The organism is Collimonas sp. GW821-FHT02H07 (assembly GCF_059421505.1).
This window is the reverse complement of sequence record NZ_JBWKVC010000001.1, coordinates 60,558-78,852: the sequence shown is the minus strand read 5'-3', so window position 1 is coordinate 78,852 and position 18,295 is coordinate 60,558. Positions and strand designations below refer to the sequence as shown.

Annotated in this window: 19 protein-coding genes; 13 read left to right on the top strand and 6 right to left on the bottom strand. The window is 61.4% G+C overall.

All coding sequences use genetic code 11. The features are described 5' to 3' along the window. Position 1: 1 nt before the first annotated feature. The 6 genes from AC07V8_RS00390 to AC07V8_RS00365 all read left to right on the top strand — a co-directional run bounded on the left by AC07V8_RS00390 (position 2) and on the right by AC07V8_RS00365 (position 4,610). The gene (locus tag AC07V8_RS00390) at positions 2 to 754 is read left to right on the top strand and encodes a transporter substrate-binding domain-containing protein (protein WP_407928099.1); all 753 of its coding nucleotides are present in this window, start codon (positions 2 to 4) and stop codon (positions 752 to 754) included. Positions 755 to 781: 27 nt separating this feature from the next. Next, positions 782 to 1,462, top strand: coding sequence for an amino acid ABC transporter permease (locus AC07V8_RS00385; RefSeq protein WP_494677158.1), 681 nt, complete (start codon positions 782 to 784; stop codon positions 1,460 to 1,462). Beyond that, positions 1,459 to 2,115: an amino acid ABC transporter permease gene (locus tag AC07V8_RS00380; RefSeq protein ID WP_494677159.1), complete on the top strand. Its 657-nt coding sequence runs from the start codon at positions 1,459 to 1,461 to the stop codon at positions 2,113 to 2,115. The genes AC07V8_RS00385 and AC07V8_RS00380 overlap by 4 nt, the downstream gene beginning before the upstream one ends. Further along, positions 2,096 to 2,824: an amino acid ABC transporter ATP-binding protein gene (locus AC07V8_RS00375; protein ID WP_494677160.1), complete on the top strand. Its 729-nt coding sequence runs from the start codon at positions 2,096 to 2,098 to the stop codon at positions 2,822 to 2,824. The genes AC07V8_RS00380 and AC07V8_RS00375 overlap by 20 nt, the downstream gene beginning before the upstream one ends. A 102-nt stretch (positions 2,825 to 2,926) precedes the next feature. Then, complete coding sequence (locus AC07V8_RS00370; protein ID WP_494677161.1) at positions 2,927 to 3,982, top strand: adenosine deaminase; 1,056 nt, start codon at positions 2,927 to 2,929, stop codon at positions 3,980 to 3,982. 370 nt (positions 3,983 to 4,352) lie between these two features. Then, entirely contained in the window at positions 4,353 to 4,610 is a 258-nt protein-coding gene (locus AC07V8_RS00365) for a DUF1488 family protein (protein WP_325667770.1), read from the top strand. A 72-nt stretch (positions 4,611 to 4,682) separates the two neighbouring features. Here AC07V8_RS00365 and AC07V8_RS00360 read toward each other — a convergent pair whose 3' ends face one another. Next, on the bottom strand, positions 4,683 to 5,123 hold the full coding sequence (locus tag AC07V8_RS00360) for a multidrug/biocide efflux PACE transporter (RefSeq protein ID WP_494677162.1): 441 nt from the start codon (positions 5,121 to 5,123) through the stop codon (positions 4,683 to 4,685). A gap of 109 nt (positions 5,124 to 5,232) precedes the next feature. On the opposite strand from AC07V8_RS00360, the gene AC07V8_RS00355 reads away from it, so the two are divergent. Beyond that, the gene (locus AC07V8_RS00355; protein WP_494677163.1) at positions 5,233 to 6,102 is read left to right on the top strand and encodes a LysR family transcriptional regulator; all 870 of its coding nucleotides are present in this window, start codon (positions 5,233 to 5,235) and stop codon (positions 6,100 to 6,102) included. Between the two features lie 94 nt (positions 6,103 to 6,196). On the opposite strand, the gene AC07V8_RS00350 is transcribed toward AC07V8_RS00355, so the two are convergent. The 3 genes from AC07V8_RS00350 to AC07V8_RS00340 form a co-directional block, all read right to left on the bottom strand. Beyond that, entirely contained in the window at positions 6,197 to 6,541 is a 345-nt protein-coding gene (locus AC07V8_RS00350; RefSeq protein WP_494721439.1) for a hypothetical protein, read from the bottom strand. Positions 6,542 to 6,894: 353 nt separating this feature from the next. After that, positions 6,895 to 7,956, bottom strand: coding sequence for an oxidoreductase (locus tag AC07V8_RS00345; RefSeq protein ID WP_494677165.1), 1,062 nt, complete (start codon positions 7,954 to 7,956; stop codon positions 6,895 to 6,897). A 214-nt stretch (positions 7,957 to 8,170) separates the two neighbouring features. Then, complete coding sequence (locus AC07V8_RS00340; protein ID WP_098493185.1) at positions 8,171 to 8,533, bottom strand: hypothetical protein; 363 nt, start codon at positions 8,531 to 8,533, stop codon at positions 8,171 to 8,173. A 186-nt stretch (positions 8,534 to 8,719) separates the two neighbouring features. On the opposite strand from AC07V8_RS00340, the gene AC07V8_RS00335 reads away from it, so the two are divergent. Next, on the top strand, positions 8,720 to 8,941 hold the full coding sequence (locus tag AC07V8_RS00335; protein ID WP_211443727.1) for a hypothetical protein: 222 nt from the start codon (positions 8,720 to 8,722) through the stop codon (positions 8,939 to 8,941). A gap of 99 nt (positions 8,942 to 9,040) precedes the next feature. Here AC07V8_RS00335 and AC07V8_RS00330 read toward each other — a convergent pair whose 3' ends face one another. Then, the gene (locus tag AC07V8_RS00330) at positions 9,041 to 9,289 is read right to left on the bottom strand and encodes a hypothetical protein (RefSeq protein WP_494677166.1); all 249 of its coding nucleotides are present in this window, start codon (positions 9,287 to 9,289) and stop codon (positions 9,041 to 9,043) included. A gap of 75 nt (positions 9,290 to 9,364) precedes the next feature. Beyond that, entirely contained in the window at positions 9,365 to 10,066 is a 702-nt protein-coding gene (locus tag AC07V8_RS00325; protein WP_494677167.1) for a 4'-phosphopantetheinyl transferase family protein, read from the bottom strand. A 590-nt stretch (positions 10,067 to 10,656) separates the two neighbouring features. Here AC07V8_RS00325 and AC07V8_RS00320 point away from each other — a divergent pair. The 5 genes from AC07V8_RS00320 to AC07V8_RS00300 all read left to right on the top strand — a co-directional run bounded on the left by AC07V8_RS00320 (position 10,657) and on the right by AC07V8_RS00300 (position 18,249). Next, entirely contained in the window at positions 10,657 to 12,342 is a 1,686-nt protein-coding gene (locus tag AC07V8_RS00320; protein WP_494677168.1) for an MFS transporter, read from the top strand. Between the two features lie 263 nt (positions 12,343 to 12,605). Further along, the gene (gene purT / locus AC07V8_RS00315; RefSeq protein WP_494677169.1) at positions 12,606 to 13,817 is read left to right on the top strand and encodes a formate-dependent phosphoribosylglycinamide formyltransferase; all 1,212 of its coding nucleotides are present in this window, start codon (positions 12,606 to 12,608) and stop codon (positions 13,815 to 13,817) included. A 107-nt stretch (positions 13,818 to 13,924) separates the two neighbouring features. Further along, positions 13,925 to 15,535, top strand: a complete 1,611-nt coding sequence (gene nadB / locus AC07V8_RS00310; RefSeq protein WP_494677170.1) for an L-aspartate oxidase — start codon at positions 13,925 to 13,927, stop codon at positions 15,533 to 15,535. Between the two features lie 106 nt (positions 15,536 to 15,641). After that, positions 15,642 to 16,862 (top strand): MFS transporter, encoded by a 1,221-nt coding sequence (locus tag AC07V8_RS00305; protein ID WP_494677171.1) that lies wholly within the window; start codon positions 15,642 to 15,644, stop codon positions 16,860 to 16,862. 82 nt (positions 16,863 to 16,944) lie between these two features. After that, positions 16,945 to 18,249: an MFS transporter gene (locus AC07V8_RS00300; protein WP_494677172.1), complete on the top strand. Its 1,305-nt coding sequence runs from the start codon at positions 16,945 to 16,947 to the stop codon at positions 18,247 to 18,249. The last annotated feature ends 46 nt before the right edge of the window (positions 18,250 to 18,295 follow it).

The window sequence follows — 18,295 nt, the reverse complement described above, 5'->3', positions numbered from 1 at the left end:
CATGGTCGCCGTTACCGCCCTGTTCAGCACCACCGCCCGCGCCGATGCGCTTGACCAGATCGTCAAGAGCGGCGTGCTGAAGGTCGCGGTGCCGCAGGACTTCCCGCCGTTCGGCTCGGTCACCAGCGATCTCAAGCCGCAGGGCCTGGACATCGATGTCGCCACCCTGATCGCGAAGAAACTGGGCGTCAAGGTCGAACTGGTGCCGGTCACCAGCGCCAACCGCGTGCCTTACCTGCAGACCAAGAAAGTCGACCTGATCATTTCCAGCCTGGGCAAGAACCCGGAGCGCGAAAAGGTCATCGATTTCAGCGAAGCCTATGCGCCTTTCTATAACGGCGTATTCGGCGGCGCCGACCAGAAAGTCGGCAGCGCGGCCGACCTGGCCGGCAAGACCGTGGGCGTGACCCGCGGCGCGGTGGAAGACCTGGAGCTGAGCAAGATTGCGCCGGCCAGCGCCACCATCAAGCGTTATGAAGACAATAACGGCACCATCAGCGCCTTCCTCTCGGGCCAGGTGCAGCTGGTGGCAACCGGCAACGTGGTGGCGGCGGCGATCATCGCCAAGAATCCGCCGAAGAAGCCTGAAACAAAATTCCTGATCAAGAATTCGCCCTGCTCGATCGGCCTCAACAAGGATGAGAAGAAGCTGCTCGACAAGGTCAACGCCATCCTGGCGGCGACCAAGAAGGACGGCGAACTGAACGCGATCAGCGTCAAGTGGCTGGGACTGCCGCTGCCGGCCAACCTGTAATCGCCATCCAGCCTCGGACTCAGTCTCATGAGCTATCATTTTGATTTCCTGGCCGCGTTCGACTATCCCGCCGTGCTCATCAAGGGCGTGCTGGTCACGATCGAGCTGATCGCCATCGGCGGCGTGCTCGGCATCGCGGTCGGCATCTGCGCGGCCTGGGCCAAGACCCAGGGACCGCGCTGGCTGCGGCCGCTGGTCAGCGCCTATGTCGAGCTGATCCGCAACACGCCGTTCCTGATCCAGCTGTTTTTCATCTTTTTCGGGCTGCCCGGAGCCGGCTTGCAAATCACCGAGATGGAAGCGGCCTTGCTGGCCATGGTGATCAACCTGGGCGCCTACAGCTGCGAAATCATCCGCGCCGGCATCGCCGCCGTGGCGCGCGGCCAGATCGAAGCCGGCCTCAGCCTGGCGATGACCCGGATGCAGATCTTCCGCCACGTGATCCTGCCGCCGGCCCTGCAAAAGATCTGGCCGGCCCTGTCCAGCCAGGTGGTGATCGTGATGCTGGGTTCGGCGGTCTGTTCGCAGATCGCGGTGGAAGAACTCGCTTACGCGGCCAACTTCATCCAGGGCCGCAATTTCCGTTCGTTTGAATCCTATCTGCTGTCCACCGCCATCTACCTGCTGCTGGCCATCGGCCTGCGCCAGTTGTTGCGCCTGCTCGGCAACCTGTTGTTCGGACGGCGGACGCCAAAGGGGGCTGCATGATTTCGTTCTCGCTGTGGGATATCGTGCGCAACCTGCTGCTGGCCTTGCGCTGGACCGTGCTGCTGTCGCTGGCCTCGTTTGCCCTCGGCGGACTGCTCGGCCTGATCGTGCTGTTCCTGCGCACCTCCAGGCAGACCTGGCTGCGGCGCGCCACCAAAATGTATATCGAGCTGTTCCAGGGCACGCCGCTGCTGATGCAACTGTTCCTGGCCTTTTTCGGCCTGGCGCTGTTCGGCCTCGACGTTCCGGCCTGGCTGGCTGCCGGCCTGGCGCTGACCTGCTGGAGCAGCGCCTACCTGGCGGAAATCTGGCGCGGCTGCGTGGAAGCGATTCCGCGCGGCCAGTGGGAAGCATCGTCGTCGCTGGCGATGACCTATCTGCAGCAGATGCGCCATGTGATCCTGCCGCAAGCCTTGCGCATCGCGATTCCGCCTACCGTCGGCTTCAGCGTGCAAATCGTCAAGGGCACCGCGGTCACCTCGATCATCGGCTTCGTCGAACTGTCGAAAGCCGGCACCATGATCACCAACGCCACCTTCCAGCCGTTCACGGTGTATGCCGTGGTCGCGCTGATGTATTTCGCGTTGTGCTGGCCGCTGTCCAAATACAGTCAGTCTCTGGAAAGGAAATTCAATGGCACTCATCGCGATTGACAACGTAAAGAAGAGCTTCGGCGACAACCAGGTGCTGAAGGGCATCCGGCTCGACGTCGAAGCCGGCGAAGTGATCGCCATCATCGGCAAGAGCGGCTCCGGCAAGAGCACCCTGCTGCGCTGTATCAACGGCCTGGAAAGCATCGACGAGGGCAATATCAGCGTCGGCGGCGCCCACCTCGGCAAGAGCGAACTGGAACTGCGCGCGCTGCGCCTCAAGGTCGGCATGATCTTCCAGCAGTTCAACCTGTTTCCGCACCTGACGGTCGGCCGCAACGTGATGCTGTCGCCGATGATCGTCAAAGGCGCCAGCGAAGCGGCGGCGCGCAAGTCGGCGCAGGACAACCTGGCGCGGGTCGGCCTGGCGGAAAAATTCGACGCCTACCCGGACCAGCTGTCCGGCGGCCAGCAGCAACGGGTGGCGATTGCGCGCGCGCTGACGATGCAGCCGCAGGCGCTGCTGTGCGACGAGATCACCTCGGCGCTCGATCCGGAACTGGTGAACGAAGTACTGGCCGTGGTGCGCAGCCTGGCGGAAGAAGGCATGACCTTGCTGATGGTGACCCATGAAATGCGCTTCGCCCGAGAAGTCTGCGACCGCGTGGTGTTCATGCACCAGGGCAAAGTGCATGAAATCGGGCCACCGGAAGAGATTTTTGCGCATCCGAAAACGGCCGAGCTGCAGCAGTTTCTGGGAGCGGCCAACTGACAGCCGGCTGCCCGAAAATGGCAGCTTGCCGGCAAAAACGGGGGGAGGCTTGCGCAATTCTGTAAAATTGCGGATTAGGCACCGTTAATAATGGAAGCACACATGAATTCAATAAGCACCACCCCGCCGCTTGCAGCAGACCTTGTTTCCTTCATCGAAGGCTTGCCGAAAGCGGAATTGCATCTGCATATCGAAGGCACGCTGGAACCAGAATTACTGTTTGCACTGGCACAACGCAACAACGTCACCCTACCCTACGCCTCGGTCGAGGAACTGCGCGCGGCCTACGCTTTCACCGACCTGCAATCCTTCCTCGACCTCTACTACGCCGGCGCCGCCGTGCTGCAGACCGAGCAGGATTTTTATGACATGACCATGGCCTACATCGTCCGCTCGCGCGCCGACAACGTCCGCCATGCTGAAATTTTCTTCGACCCGCAAACCCATACCGAACGCGGCATCGCCATCGAGGTGGTGTTCGCCGGCATCGCCCGCGCCTTGCGCGAAGCGCGCGACCGGCATGGCTTCAGCAGCGCCATCATCATGTCCTTCCTGCGCCACCTGTCGGAAGAAGACGCCTTCGCCACGCTGGAAGCGGCGCTGCCGCTGCGCGCCGAGTATCGCGACCTGTGGATAGGCATCGGCCTGGATTCGGCCGAGCGCGGCAATCCGCCGGAAAAATTTGCACGCGTGTTCGCGCGCTGCCGCGAACTCGGCTTCCACCTGGTCGCCCATGCCGGCGAAGAAGGTCCGCCGCAATACGTCACGGATGCGCTGGATGTGCTGCATGTCGAGCGCATCGATCACGGCGTCCGCAGCGAAGAAGATCCGGCGCTGATGAAACGGCTGGCGGAACAGCGCATTCCGCTGACGGTATGCCCGCTCTCCAACCTCAAGCTGTGCGTGGTCGACGACATGCGCAAGCACAATCTGGCGCGCCTGCTGCACGCCGGCCTGGCGGTCACCGTCAACTCTGACGATCCGGCCTATTTCGGCGGCTACATGAATGCCAATTTCCTGGCGGTGGCGGCGTCGCTGCGCCTGAGCCGCACCGAGCTGGTGATGCTGGCGCGGAATGCCTTTGAAGCGACTTTCCTGCCGGCGGCGGCCAAACAGCAGCTGCTGCTGGAGCTGGATGGCTATTGCATGGCGCATTGATTCCGCCGGTTTAGCCAGCGCCGCTCGAAACGCCGGCGGACTTGCCGCAACCCGCCCCGCCAATCTGGCGCGGCGGGTTTTTCACATGCGCGCCGAGGACAAAAAAAAGCCCGCAGCGCTGAGGCTTGCGGGCTGAATCCAAACCTAGGAGGTGTTGGAGGAGACAGGTGCGACTATAGCAATACGCCCCCTTGTTTGTATGCTTTATAGTTCGCATACCTGATATTCGGGGAGTGCATAACAAAACTCAAAAGCAGCGCTTGCATAGTCCTTGCCACCGGGACAGTTTGCGTACATCATTGGGGAGCAGCCAGATAGCCTGCCCTATCGATCCCGTCTGACTCTGCGCAACCGTATTATCGTGGAGACCATGATGGACAACGTACTTGCTGCACCTCTTCTCACTAAAGCCGGAATCCTGTTTTCGGTAACAGTCGAGTTCAAACAATATCAGTGCCTGGTGCCGGCAACCACCCTTTCCGACCTGTCGCATTCGAAAGATCCCAAGCTCGATCTGCTCGATACCTACCGGGCTTTCCAGAGCAAGATCGAAGGCGTCGCCCGCCGCCTGATCAGCGCCGGCCTGGAAGGAAAGCCGCTGGTAGTCGGCAGCGGCTATTTTCAATAATCCGGACCTTGGCCTGGCATTATCAAACCGTCGCAGGCAGGCGCTGCCTGCGAGGTCTGTGCACATCCCAGATCAATTGTTAAGCAAGGCGCGCCGCTTCAACATCGCTTCGCGCAGCTTGTCGTAGCCCAGGTTGAACAGGAAGGTGTAAGGCAGGAAGAAGAGCAGCAAGCCGATGTCGAGAATCAGCGCATCAAGCAGGCTCATGTCCAGCCACCACGCCACCAGCGGCACCACGATCGCCACCAGGCCGGCTTCGAATGCGATCGCATGCACCGCCCGGACCGCCATGGTGCGGACGATGCGCCAGTGCCGTTCAACGCGGTCGAACAGGGCGTTGAAAATCATGTTCCAGCTCATCGCCACCAGCGAGATCATCAGGGTCAGCGCGCCCGCATGCGCCATCGGCATTTTCATTACCCACGACAAGACCGGCGCGGTCAGGCCGACTGCCAGCGCTTCGAAAATCAGCGCGTGAGTAATGCGCTCACCCCAGGTTTTATTGGTATTCATATTGCCTCCGTTGCTTCAGAAATGTCTGATGCAAGGATTTTCTTCGATTAAGCTGATACTATCAAACTAATAACCATCGGATAAACCGATACATCGGAGCCATTACGCCATGCGCCATTCGCTGGAAACCCTGTTCATGTTTGTCGAAGCGGCGACGCTGGGTTCGTTTTCCGCGGCGGCGCGCAAATTGGGCAAGCAGCAATCCACCGTCAGCGAAGCTATCGCCAACCTGGAAATCGACCTCGGCCTGACCCTGTTCGACCGCACCACCCGCCGTCCCAGCCTGACGCCCCATGGCCAGGCGATGCTGGTGCACGCGCAGCAGGTGATCGAAGCCAGCGACCGCCTGGAACGCTCTGCCCACCGGCTGGCCGATGGCCTCGAACCGCAGCTGACGCTGGTGCTGTCGGATACTTACCAATCGGACCGCTTTGAAGAAATCCTCACCAGTTTTGAACAGCGCTATCCCGAACTGGAGCTGGAATGCCTGATTGCGGAGCGCAACGACGTGGTAGCGCTGGTGCAAGAGGGGCGCGCCCATCTCGGGCTGGTGGCGGCGCAGGCGGATTACCCGCCCGACATCGGCTTCGAATCGGTGCCCGACCGCTCGGCCATCGGTCTGTATGTCGGCAAGCAGCACCCGCTCGCCAAGGCGCGCCACATTACTACCGAAATGCTGCACAACGCGCGCGAACTGCGGCTCAGCACCTATGGCGAAGACAGCGCCGAGGCGATGCAGCGCCGCCGAGGCCGCTCCTGGACTGCCTCCAGCTATCTGCTGCTGCTGGAAATGACAGAACTGGGCTTTGGCTGGGCCGAACTGCCGTACTGGCTGGCCAAGCGCTTTGCCGCCAACAGCCTGCTGGAACTGCAGGTGCGCGGCTGGCCGAAAAGCATACAGGTGGATGCGGTCTGGTCGCGCCGCCGCGGATTGGGGCCGGCCGGCAGCTGGCTGCTGGATACGCTGATGGCGCGATAAACGGCCGGGGTGAAGGATAAGCCCATCTGGCGCGAATTTTGCTCATCTCCAGCATCACTCAGAAAGCCGACAAAAAATGTTAATCATCCTTGCCTCAGCCAGTTTCGCCGCCCTGCTCGCCATTTTCCTGCTGCACAAAGAGCTCAAGACGCGCGGCTTCCTCTCCAGCTATAACCGCAACGCCCGCTCCAATGCCCGCCTGCAGCGAGGCCGGACCGTCAAACCCCATCAGTAAGCGGCGGCTGCCACTCCTCCTTTTGCAGCAGGCAAAAAAAAGCCCGCTGTACCTTGCGGCGCGGGCTGAATCCAATCCATAGGGGGAGTTGGAGGAGACGAAACCACTATAGGGCGAAATATTGCGCACTGCAATATAGTAAAAATACGGTATCAGACGTAAAAAAACCTGCGGCCGCGAGGCAAGCAGGTTTTTTGCATTCATCAATACAGGAGAAGATTCCCGAAACCCAGACCTATCTGGAAAGTGGCTCCGACGTGTAACGAATCTACTCTTGTATTGGCCCGAATTGCATTTATCTGTATTTTTTGCAGCTGAATGCGACAGGCGATTGGTGGACAATACACAGTCTTTGCCAAGAGGGCAAGGAAAATTTGCCGAATACTGCAAATCCGCCGCAAACTCCCCCCAGACAAAAAAAAGCCCGCGGACCTTGCGGTGCGGGCTTGAATCCAAACCTTAGGAGGTGTTGGAGGAGACAGGTGCAACTATATAGAGCCGACCTGCCAGCCGCCAATTTATTTAACGCATAACAGTTATTCACATGGATGATAGCGTTACCATTGCTTTGCAGCATAAGGCAGCCGGCGCCCTTCTTGAGCGCTCTGGCGCGCCAGCTCAAGGATTTCGGCAACGCTGACGGCAGCATCCGGCGCCACTGGAAACGGCGCGCCATCCTGGATCGATGCCGCCACTGCGCGGTAAAACTCGACGTAAGCCCCATCCAGGGTGGCCAGTTCGCCGCGCAAGTCGAGCGCACCGTCCACTTCCCGGATCTGGCCTGGCGGATTGCTGGCCCATCCCGGCTGGCCCGGCCTCAGGCCCGCCTTGAGCTGGTCTTCCTGGCTGTCCAGGCCGCTTTTCAGATAACTGCCGCGGCGGCCGTGCAGCACGAAGCGCGGCGCTTCCAGGGCGCTCAAGGCGCTCGCATGCAACACCACCTGCTTGTCGGCGTAGCCTAGCTGCAGGTGGACATAATCGTCCGCCTCCGCATGGTCGCGATAGGCAGCCACCGTGGCATTCACGGTTTGCGGCGCGCCGAACAACAGCAACGCCTGGTCGATCAGGTGCGGGCCGAGGTCGTACAGCAAGCCGCCGCCGCTGAGCGCATTCTCGCGCCAGCGCTGCCGCACGGCAGGCCGGAAGCGATCGAAATGCGACTCAAAATGGGTGATGTGACCGAGCCGGCCGCTGGCCAGCAGCGCCTGCACCGTGCGGAAATCGCCATCCCAGCGACGATTGTGGAACGGCGCCAGCAGCAGTTTGCTGTCGCGCGCGGTGCGCGCCAGGATGCGCGCCTCCTCGGCCGTCAGGGTGACCGGCTTGTCGACCACCACATGCTTGCCGGCTGCCAGCGTGCGGCGGGCGAAATCGAAATGGGTGTCGTTGGGCGTCGCAATGACGATGCAATCGATGGCAGGATCCGCCAGCAAGGCGTCCAGATCGGCAACGATGCGCGCTTGCGGCCAGGCTTGCCTGGCGACCTCCGTCTGGCTGCTGGCGATGGCGCTGACCTCGGTACGGCCGGAATGACCGATCAGCGGCGCATGGAAGGTGGCGCCGGCGAAGCCGTAGCCTAGCAGGCCGATTTTCAGCAGGGGCTTGGTATTGGTATGCAAAGTCAGACTCCGAACAGAATTGCGGAAACATTATCCACAGTAAAAGTTACCCACAGAAATTGTGGACAGTCCTGTGGATAACCATCAATGATTTCAATCAAGTCTTTGATTCATATAGATTTTTACCGAACGCACAAGCTTGATACTCCGGGCATAACCTGCCGAGCTTGTTTTTTACGGAAAACAAGCCGGCCTTGCGCCTCGCGAACGGCGCCTAGCTGGCTGCAGAGTCAATATCCGCCAGCGATTCGCGCCCTTTATCGGTGATGTCGAAACCGTCGCCGGCCGGCCTGGCGCTGATGTGGCCCTTTTTGCCGAGGAACATGGCGACGTCGGCCGCCAGCTTGGCGCCGGGATCGTTCGCTACGGCGCGCAGGCCGTCTATGCAATTCCTGATGAACAGGGTCTGCTGCCCTTTCTCGGTCAATGACAGGCCGCCGTTTTTTTCATAGGCGATGTATTTCAATCCAGCCAGGCGTTTGGTGTTCCTTGCCACGCAAGCGCTCACCCTGCCGTGCGCTCCCTTGCCTATCTGTCCCAGGGCGTCGTATTCATCTCTTGTCAAACCGTCGTTCATTACTGCTTCCTTGTAGAATTTGCCATGCTGCGACCCTCATGGTACGCGCCGCAACGACTAGCGGCAATGGATAGCAGCAAAGCGGGGAGGCGCGAGGCCGGATGAACGCATTGATTACTACAACCGTGAAATAAAATCTGGTATCGTTACCGCAGGTATTCCAACCTCGCGCACAAGGAGACATTTATGGATTTAACAGAAAAATTCGACGCCAAAGGCAAAGAAACAGGGAACGCCTATCATGTCGAGTGCTATAAAGACTCGATTGAAAGAGCGACTGCAAACGGCACCGTCGCTTCCCTGCCGGGACGTGAAATCTACAAGCTGCATGACGGACGGGCGCTGACTCCGTATGCGGAAGGAAAATTCGTGATTGATCAGACCGGTGAAAAAATCGTACGGGTCTAGGCAGCTTTAGACACCCGCTTTGGCCAGCATCATGACAGCCTGCGAACCGTGAGGACGCAGGCTTTTTCATTGGACCAGCAAGACTGGATTGGAACCGCTCTACGCTCGTCCGCCCTCGCGCAGGGTCTTGATCAACAGATCCGCCATGACATTGCCGTCAAACTCGCGGAATCCCCGCTGGTAGACCAGCGCGCCGACCGCGATCAGCCGGTACAGCTCTTCCTCTGTCAGCTTATAGGACAATTTGGCGATTTCATTGGCGAACATCTGTACGATGTCGTCGTCGCTGGTCAACGGCACCTGGCAACTCGCCCTACCCCACATTTCGATGATCTTGGCTGCCTTCATAAAACCCTCCAGAAGATTTCCAGTATAGATGCCGCACCGCAAATATCCAGTCGCTCGCAGCTATCGATCGGGCTGTCAGAATAGGCAAAGGGTGGCGACGTTGTCGCCTGAATAACGATAGCGGATGCAGTACTGGCTGCCTTTGACGCACTGCGGCGACAAGCTGCTCAGCAGTCTCAGCATGAGGCTGCCTTGCGCCTCATCCAGCTCGCACACCTCGACGTCGAGGAAATCGAAGTAGCGGCCGACAAACGGATACAGCGCCTTGAACAGGCTTTCCTTGGCCGAGAACACCAGGCTCAGCCAGCGCTCCAGCGCCAGGCCGGCGCTGCTGCCGATGGCCACTTCAGCTGCTGTCATCAGGTGCTCAACCAGCGGTTGCGCCGCCTCGCGGCTGAGCATGGTTTCGATATCGATGCCCAGGGCGTGCCATTCCTCGCTCGTGGCCGCCACCGCCACGGCCAAGCCGTCGCCATGGCTGATCGAACCGATATAGCCCGGCGGCCAAAGCGGCGCCCGATGCTCGCCGATTGCCAGCGTCTCGGCTCCGGCATAACCTTGTTTTTGCAAGGCCCGCAGGGCGCACAAGCGGCCGGTGGCAAACTCGACCTGGCGCTTCAGCACGGCATTGGCCAGCGAAGCCGGCAGCACGATGCCGGCAGCTTTCAGGGCGGCCAGCTGGCCGCCATCGACGGCATAGCGCAGTCCGGCCTGACTGACTGAGTCTGGCAGTAGCGGCAAGCCGGCGTCGGTCACGAGGTCTGCGGGAAATGGCATGGTTTTTCGATCAAGGTCTGGGGTTGCATCGCCGTCGCACGGACGGTCAGACATTATAGCGCCAGGGTGAATTCGCCTCCGGACACAGCCGCGATCATGCAAAAACCCGCACACCTTGCGGCAGCGGGTTCATTTGGCAACGGCATATCTGGTGCCGGTGATCGAGGCTACCGGCTAACCTGCTGATGGCAAGACACCCTTCGAAAAACACGCATCCGGCTGAGTTCAGCTGAATTCGGCTTTATGAGTGAGCACTAAGTCAACACCTCGCATTTTACGCAGCCAAGATGACAGCGGTATGACGGCGGCATGATCACTATCGCTCCCGGCCCCTGAAACAGGGACAAAAAAAGGCCCGTGATACCTTGCGGTCACGGGCCGAATCCAAACTCGGGGAGAGTGTAGAAGACGGAGTTATTGTAACTTCGCCGGAAAATCGGCACAGCTGTCAAAGTTGACAGGATGCAACAAATAACCTTTCGACATTTCCCCGGTGTAAGTTTCTGTAAGTTTCAAGCAAGTCCCGCGTAAGGTTCGGGCCGCACACTCCGGATTAGCTGTACCAAATATAAATATTCTAGGAGACCAGCATGGCTACACTACAACCTACCGCAGGCGGGGTTAAACCCGCCAACCGCGGCCTGACCTCGGAGGAGCGCAAGGTTATTTTTGCGTCGTCCCTGGGCACCGTGTTCGAATGGTACGATTTCTACCTGTACGGCTCGCTGGCGGCAATTATCGCCAAACAATTCTTTTCCGGCACCGATCCTAATACCGGCTTCATTTTTGCCCTGCTGGCCTTTGCCGCAGGCTTCATCGTGCGGCCGTTCGGCGCGCTGGTGTTCGGCCGCCTGGGCGACATGATCGGCCGCAAGTTCACCTTCCTGGTGACGATCCTGATCATGGGCGCCTCGACGTTCATCGTCGGTCTCCTGCCTAATTACGCCTCGATCGGCATCGCCGCGCCTATCATCCTGATCACCCTGCGGATTTTGCAGGGCCTGGCGCTGGGCGGCGAATACGGTGGCGCCGCCACCTATGTCGCCGAGCATGCGCCGAACGACAAGCGCGGCGCGTTCACCTCCTGGATTCAAACCACTGCGACCTTGGGCCTGTTCCTGTCGCTGCTGGTGATCCTGGGCGTACGCAGCGCGGTTGGCGAAGAAGCGTTTTCAGCCTGGGGCTGGCGCATTCCCTTCCTGGTTTCCGTCGTCCTGCTGGCGGTTTCGGTCTGGATCCGCCTGTCGATGAATGAATCGCCCGCGTTTGCCCGCATGAAAGCGGAAGGCAAGACTTCCAAGGCGCCGCTGACAGAAGCCTTCGGCCAATGGAAAAACCTGAAGCTGGTGATCCTGGCGCTGATCGGCCTGACCGCCGGCCAGGCTGTGGTCTGGTACACGGGCCAGTTCTACGCCCTGTTCTTCCTGACCCAGTCGCTCAAGGTCGACATGTCGACCGCGAACATCCTGATCGCACTGGCGCTGTTGCTGGGTACGCCGTTCTTCGTGATCTTCGGTACGCTGTCCGACAAGATCGGCCGCAAGCCCATCATCATGGCGGGCTGCCTGATTGCGGCGCTGACCTATTTCCCGATCTTCTCCGGCCTGACCCACTATGCGAATCCTGCGCTGGAAGCAGCGTTGAAAAGCGCGCCGGTGATTGTCACCGCCGATCCGGCCGCCTGCCAGTTCCAGTTCAACCCGACCGGCACCAAGAAATTCACATCGTCCTGCGACATCGCCAAAGCCAAGCTGTCAGCGGCTTCGGTCAACTATGAAAACGTCGTCGGCGAAGCAGGTTCGGTAGCGACCATCAAGATCGGCGACAAGATCCTGACTTCGTACGATGCCAAGGGCCTGTCGAAAGAAGATGCTGCCGCCAAGGACAAGGCTTTCTCGGCCGAGCTGTCGGGCGACATCAAGGCAGCCGGCTATCCGACCAAGGCCGATCCGGAACAGATGAACAAGCCGATGGTGCTGTTGCTGCTGTTCATCCTGGTGATCTACGTCACCATGGTGTATGGCCCGATCGCCGCGATGCTGGTTGAAATGTTCCCTACCCGCATCCGCTACACATCGATGTCCATGCCTTACCACATCGGCAACGGCTGGTTCGGCGGCTTGCTGCCAACCACGGCGTTTGCGCTGGTGGCCTTCAAGGGCGATATCTACTACGGCCTGTGGTATCCGATCGTGATTGCAGCCGTCACCTTCGTCATCGGCATGCTGTTTATCAAGGAAACCAAGGACTACGATATTTACCAAGCCGAGCGCTAATGAAAGATATGGCATATCCTTACGGTTATGCCTGAGCAGCGCAAATGAAGCCGCCGGATGATTCTGGCGGCTTTTTTCATTTTGCCAACTGTCCATGCGCCTCAATATTTGGTATTGTCAGGCGTTGGCAGCCGATAACCTTGAACCGAACCTGTAGCCAGCCGCTTTTAGATTAGAAACCTCCCTCATACGCCTCATCGCTGCCACCACTCACCTTATCCATGACTATCGCGCTGCTTAACGCTGCGCTCCTCTTTTCCAATATGAAGACACCAACCAGAATCGGCACCCCGCTTTCCCCTTCCGCCACCAAAGTCATGCTGCTGGGCTCCGGCGAACTCGGCAAGGAAGTCATCATCTCGCTGCAGCGCCTGGGCGTTGAAGTGATTGCCGTCGACCGTTACCCGAATGCGCCAGGCCACCAGGTCGCGCATCGCTCGCACGTCATCAACATGGCCGACGGCGCCGCGCTGGAAGCGCTGATCGCGCAGGAACAGCCGGACCTCGTGGTGCCGGAAATCGAAGCCATCGCCACCGAAACCCTGGTCGCCCTGGAAGCGGCCGGCAAGGTCACAGTGATTCCGACCGCCCGCGCCGCCTGGCTGACCATGAACCGCGAAGGCATCCGCCGCCTGGCCGGCGAGACGCTGGCGCTGGCGACTTCGCCCTACCGCTTCGCCAACAACCTGGATGAACTGAAGGCCGCCTGCTCGGCCATCGGCTTTCCATGCGTGATCAAGCCGGTGATGTCGTCTTCCGGCAAAGGCCAGTCGAAGATCGACAGCGCCGACGAAGTGGAAGCCGCCTGGGCCTATGCCGCCGCCGGCGGCCGGGTCGATGCCGGCCGCGTGATCGTCGAAGGATTCATCGATTTCGATTATGAAATCACCTTGCTGACGGTCCGCGCATTGCAGCAGGACGGCAGCGTCGCCACCCATTTCTGCGAGCCGATCGGCCACATCCAGGTGCAGGGCGACTATGTCGAATCCTGGCAGCCGCACCCGATGCATCCGGAGGCGCTGCTCAAGGCGCGCGATATCGCCCGGAAGGTCACCGACAACCTGGGCGGCCTCGGCCTGTTCGGCGTCGAACTGTTCGTCAAGAACGACATGGTCTGGTTCTCCGAAGTGAGCCCGCGTCCGCACGACACCGGCATGGTCACCATGGCCAGCCAGCAGCAAAGCGAGTTCGAACTGCATGCCAAGGCCATCCTCGGCCTGCCGGTCAATGTCGCCTTGCGTACGCCGGCGGCATCGGCAGTCATTTACGGCCAGCACGACGCCAAGGGCATTGCCTTCGAAGGCGTGGCCGATGCGCTGCGCGTGCCGGGCGTGGATATCCGCCTGTTCGGCAAGCCGGAATCGTTCGCACGGCGCCGCATGGGCGTCGCCCTCGCTTGCGCGGACGACGTCGAGACCGCGCGCATCCGCGCCAAGCAGGCGGCGGCCAAGGTCAAGCCGGTGATCGCCGGATAAAACCGCAGCAGGCAGCACCGCAGTAAAGGATAGGCAACAGATAGAGACATCGCCCCGAGCATCGGCAAGGGGCGATACCCGATGAAAACAATAACCAACAATTCGCCATGAAATTCGATGTCGCCATTATCGGCAGCGGCCTAGCCGGCCTGTCAGTCGCCCTGCACCTCGCCGAGACCAACAAGGTCGCGGTCATTTCCAAACGCGCCCTGCTGGACGGCGCCAGCAACTGGGCCCAGGGCGGCATCGCCGCCGTGCTCGATTCGGGCGACAGCCACGAGGAACACATCAACGACACGCTGGTGGCCGGCGCCGGTCTGTGCGACGAAAGCGCGACCCGCTTCATCGTCGAAAACGGCAAGGCCGCGATCGAATGGCTGATCGAACAAGGGGTGCCGTTCACGCCCGACGCCAGCGCCGAAATGGGCTTCCACCTGACGCGCGAAGGCGGCCACAGCCAGCGCCGCATCATCCACGCCGCCGACGCCACCGGCCATGCGGTGCAGGTGACGCTGGAACAGAAAGTACGCGCGCATCCCAACATCACGCTGCTGGAAGATCATTACGCGATCGACCTGATCACTTCCAAGAAAGTGGCCACCGGCGCAGACGGCAAGAATGCGCCGCGCTGCCTCGGCCTGTACGCCAAGAATGTCAAGACCGGCAAGGTGCTGACCCTGGCCGCCAGCCATACGGTGCTGGCCACCGGCGGCGCCGGCAAGGTCTACCTGTACACCACCAATCCCGACAGCGCCACCGGCGACGGCATCGCCATGGCCTGGCGCGCCGGTTGCCGGGTCGCCAACATGGAATTCATCCAGTTCCATCCGACCTGCCTGTACCATCCTTACGCCAAGTCCTTCCTGATCACGGAAGCGATACGCGGCGAAGGCGGCGTGCTGAAACTGCCGGATACCGAAGGCGACGATGCCGGCCTGCGTTTCATGCCGGCGCACGACGCACGGGCCGAACTGGCGCCGCGCGACGTGGTGGCGCGGGCGATCGACTTCGAAATGAAAAAGCGCGGCCTCGACCATGTCGACCTCGACATCACCCACAAGTCGCCGGAATTCCTGAAAGAACATTTCCCCACCATCTATGCGCGCTGCCTGGAGCTGGGCATCGACATCACCAAACAGGCGATCCCGGTGGTGCCCGCGGTGCACTTCACCTGCGGCGGCATCGTCACCGACCTCAGCGGCCGCGCCGACCTGCCCGGCTTGTATGCGGTCGGCGAGACCGCCTATACCGGCCTGCACGGCGCCAACCGCCTGGCCAGCAATTCGCTGCTGGAATGCGTGGTGATCGGCCGCGCCACCGCCAAGTTCATCGAGCAGCAGGAGAAGCCGGCAGCCGTGCCGCTGCCGGCCTGGGATGAAAGCCGCGTCACCGACGCCGACGAGGAGGTCGTGATCTCCCACAACTGGGACGAGCTGCGCCGCTTCATGTGGAATTACGTCGGCATCGTGCGCACCAACAAGCGCCTGGAGCGGGCCCAGCACCGCATCCGCCTGCTCAAGGAAGAGATCGATGAGTACTACGCCCACTTCCGCATCAGCCGCGATTTGCTGGAGCTGCGCAACCTGGTGCAGGTGGCCTCGCTGATCGTCGAAAGCGCTTTGTCGCGCCATGAAAGCCGCGGCCTGCACTACAGCCAGGACTATCCGGAAACGCTGGCCAAGGCCTTGCCCACCGTGCTGACGCCACAACGCCGCTAGATCAGGCATCAACCGGCGCGCATGCGAATTGCGCGCCAGGAAACGGGGTGTCGGCTGCCGGCATCGGCACTACACTTCCGTTACCTCAGAAAACCGTAAGAAATTCATGACTTCAAAACTTCCACGCTCCCTGGTCGCCCTTACCTGGTCCAACCTGGCGGCGCAATCGGCCGAGCAGCTGAGCCTGGCGGCCACGCCCATCATGGCGGTGCTGCTGCTGGGCGCCGGTCCGGGCGAGATCGGCACCCTGGCCGCCGTGCAATCCTTGCCTTTCCTGCTGCTGTCGATACCGTTCGGCCTGCTGGCCGACCGCACCTCGCGCAAGCGCCTGATGGTGATCGCCGAGGCGCTGCGCATGCTGGCCTTGCTGGGCGTGCTGGCGGCGCTGCTGTTCAACCATCTGTCGATACCGTTGCTGGCGGTGCTCGGCTTCATCGGCGCGGTCGGCACCGTCGGTTTCAGCGTCGCTGCCCCGGCCATCGTGCCGGCGCTGGTGGAGCGCGAGCATTTGGCGAAAGCCAACGGCCGCCTGGAGCTGGCCCGCAGCGCCGCCTTTGCCGCCGGCCCCGCCCTGGGCGGCGCGCTGACCTCATGGGCCGGCGCCTCGACCGCGTTCGTGCTGGCGGCCATGCTGTCCGGCTCTGCCGTGGCGCTGTTGCTGCAGCTGCGCGAACCGCAGCGCGCAGCTGCGGCGCCGCGTCATCCATTGCTCGAACTGCGCGACGGCGCGCACATGGTCTGGCGCGACAATCTGCTGCGGCCGATCCTGCTGACTGCCGTGGCCTGGAACATTTCCTGGTTCGTGCTGCAGGCCGCTTATGTACCCTACGCGGTGCGCAAGCTCGGCCTCAGCGCCGGCGAAGTGGGCTTGACGCTAGGCGCCTACGGCGTCGGCATGATGCTGGGCGCCCTGCTGACGCAGCGGATCGTAGCAAGGCTGCCGTTCGGCCGTGCGATCCAGCTCGGCCCGGCTGTCTCGGTGCTGGCGGCGCTCACCATGGTGGCGACGCTGGCCGTGCCCAGCGGCGTGCTGGCAGCCCTGTCTTTCTTCCTGTTCGGCGTCGGTCCGATCATCTGGGTGATCACCTCGACCACGCTGCGCCAGACTGTCACGCCCGGCGCCATGCTGGGCCGGGTGTCGGCGATTTTCCTGACCGTCAATACCGGCGCGCGGCCGATCGGCGCCGCGCTCGGCGGCCTGGTCGGCGCCCGCTGGGGCGAAGCAGCCTGCCTGGTGCTGGCGCTGGCCGGGTTCATGGTGCAGGCCTGGATCATCTACGCTTCCGAAGTGCGGGTGTTGCAAAGGCTGCCGGCGCCGGCGGGATGAATCAGACAGGCGGCGGCCGCGGCTGTGTCGTTTTCCGCTCATCTCAGCTATGCTTAGGGCGAGGCCATCATAAGGAAAAACGATGAATACTGTGTCGCAGCAAATCGCATCCGCCGCCCCGGCAACCAATAGCGCAAGACGCGTGATCTTTGCCAGCTTCATCGGCACCGCCATCGAATTCTACGATTTCTATGTGTATGCAACCGCCGCCGCGCTAGTCATCGGCCCGGTGTTTTTCCCGCACGACTCGCCGACGGCGCAAGCCTTGTCGGCCTTCGTCACCTTCGGCATCGCCTTCATCGCGCGCCCGGTCGGCGCCTTTTTGTTTGGCCACTTCGGCGACCGCATCGGCCGTAAATCGACGCTGGTGCTTTCGCTGCTGGCGATGGGCGTCGCCACCACGCTGATCGGCTTCCTGCCTGGCTACGCTTCGATTGGCGCGCTGGCGCCTATCCTGCTGTGCGTGTTGCGCTTTGCGCAAGGCATCGGCCTGGGCGGCGAATGGGGCGGCGCGGCGCTGCTGGCGACCGAGTATGCCCCTGCCGGCAAGCGCGGCAGGTACGGCATGTTCCCGCAGCTCGGCCCTTCGGTCGGGTTCCTGATGGCGAACGGCCTGTTCCTCGCCCTGGCCCTGAGCTTGTCGGATGAACAGTTCAAAAGCTGGGGCTGGCGCATCCCTTTTATTTTTAGCGCGGTGCTGGTCGTGCTGGGCCTGTATGTGCGGCTGAAGATCGCTGAAACGCCGGTGTTTGCCGCCGCGCTGGAGAAACGCGAGCGCGTGAAAGTGCCGGCCGTCACCCTGTTCCAGCACCACTGGCGCCCGGTGATGCTGGGCTCGGTGGCCATGATTGTCTGCTACACCTTGTTCTATATCGCGACCGTATTCTCGCTGTCCTACGGCGTCAGCACCCTGCACATCCCGCGCCAGGAATTCCTGGCGCTGCTGTGCCTGGCGGTGGTGTTCATGGCTTTGGCGACGCCTTTGTCAGCGCTGGCCAGCGACCGCTTCGGCCGGCGTCCGGTACTGATCGCCGGCACCGTCGCAGCCATCGCAGCGGGCTTTACCATGCAGCCGCTGTTCGGCAGCGGCAATACGGTAGAGATCGCGCTGTTCCTGATCATCTTCCTGTTCCTGATGGGCGTCACCTTCGCGCCCATGGGCGCCTTGCTGCCGGAACTGTTTCCCACCAGCGTGCGTTATACCGGCGCCGGCGTGTCGTATAACATCGGCGGCATCCTCGGCGCATCGGTTGCGCCCTATATCGCGCAACTGCTGGCGCAGCGCGGCGGCCTCGCCTATGTCGGCGCCTATGTGTCGCTGGCTGCGGCGCTCAGCCTGGCGGCGGTGCTGTGCATGCGCGAGACACGCCACGACAGCCTGCAATAATCCCGGGAAGACAAGTACAGAACCTCATTCAAACTAACAAACTAAC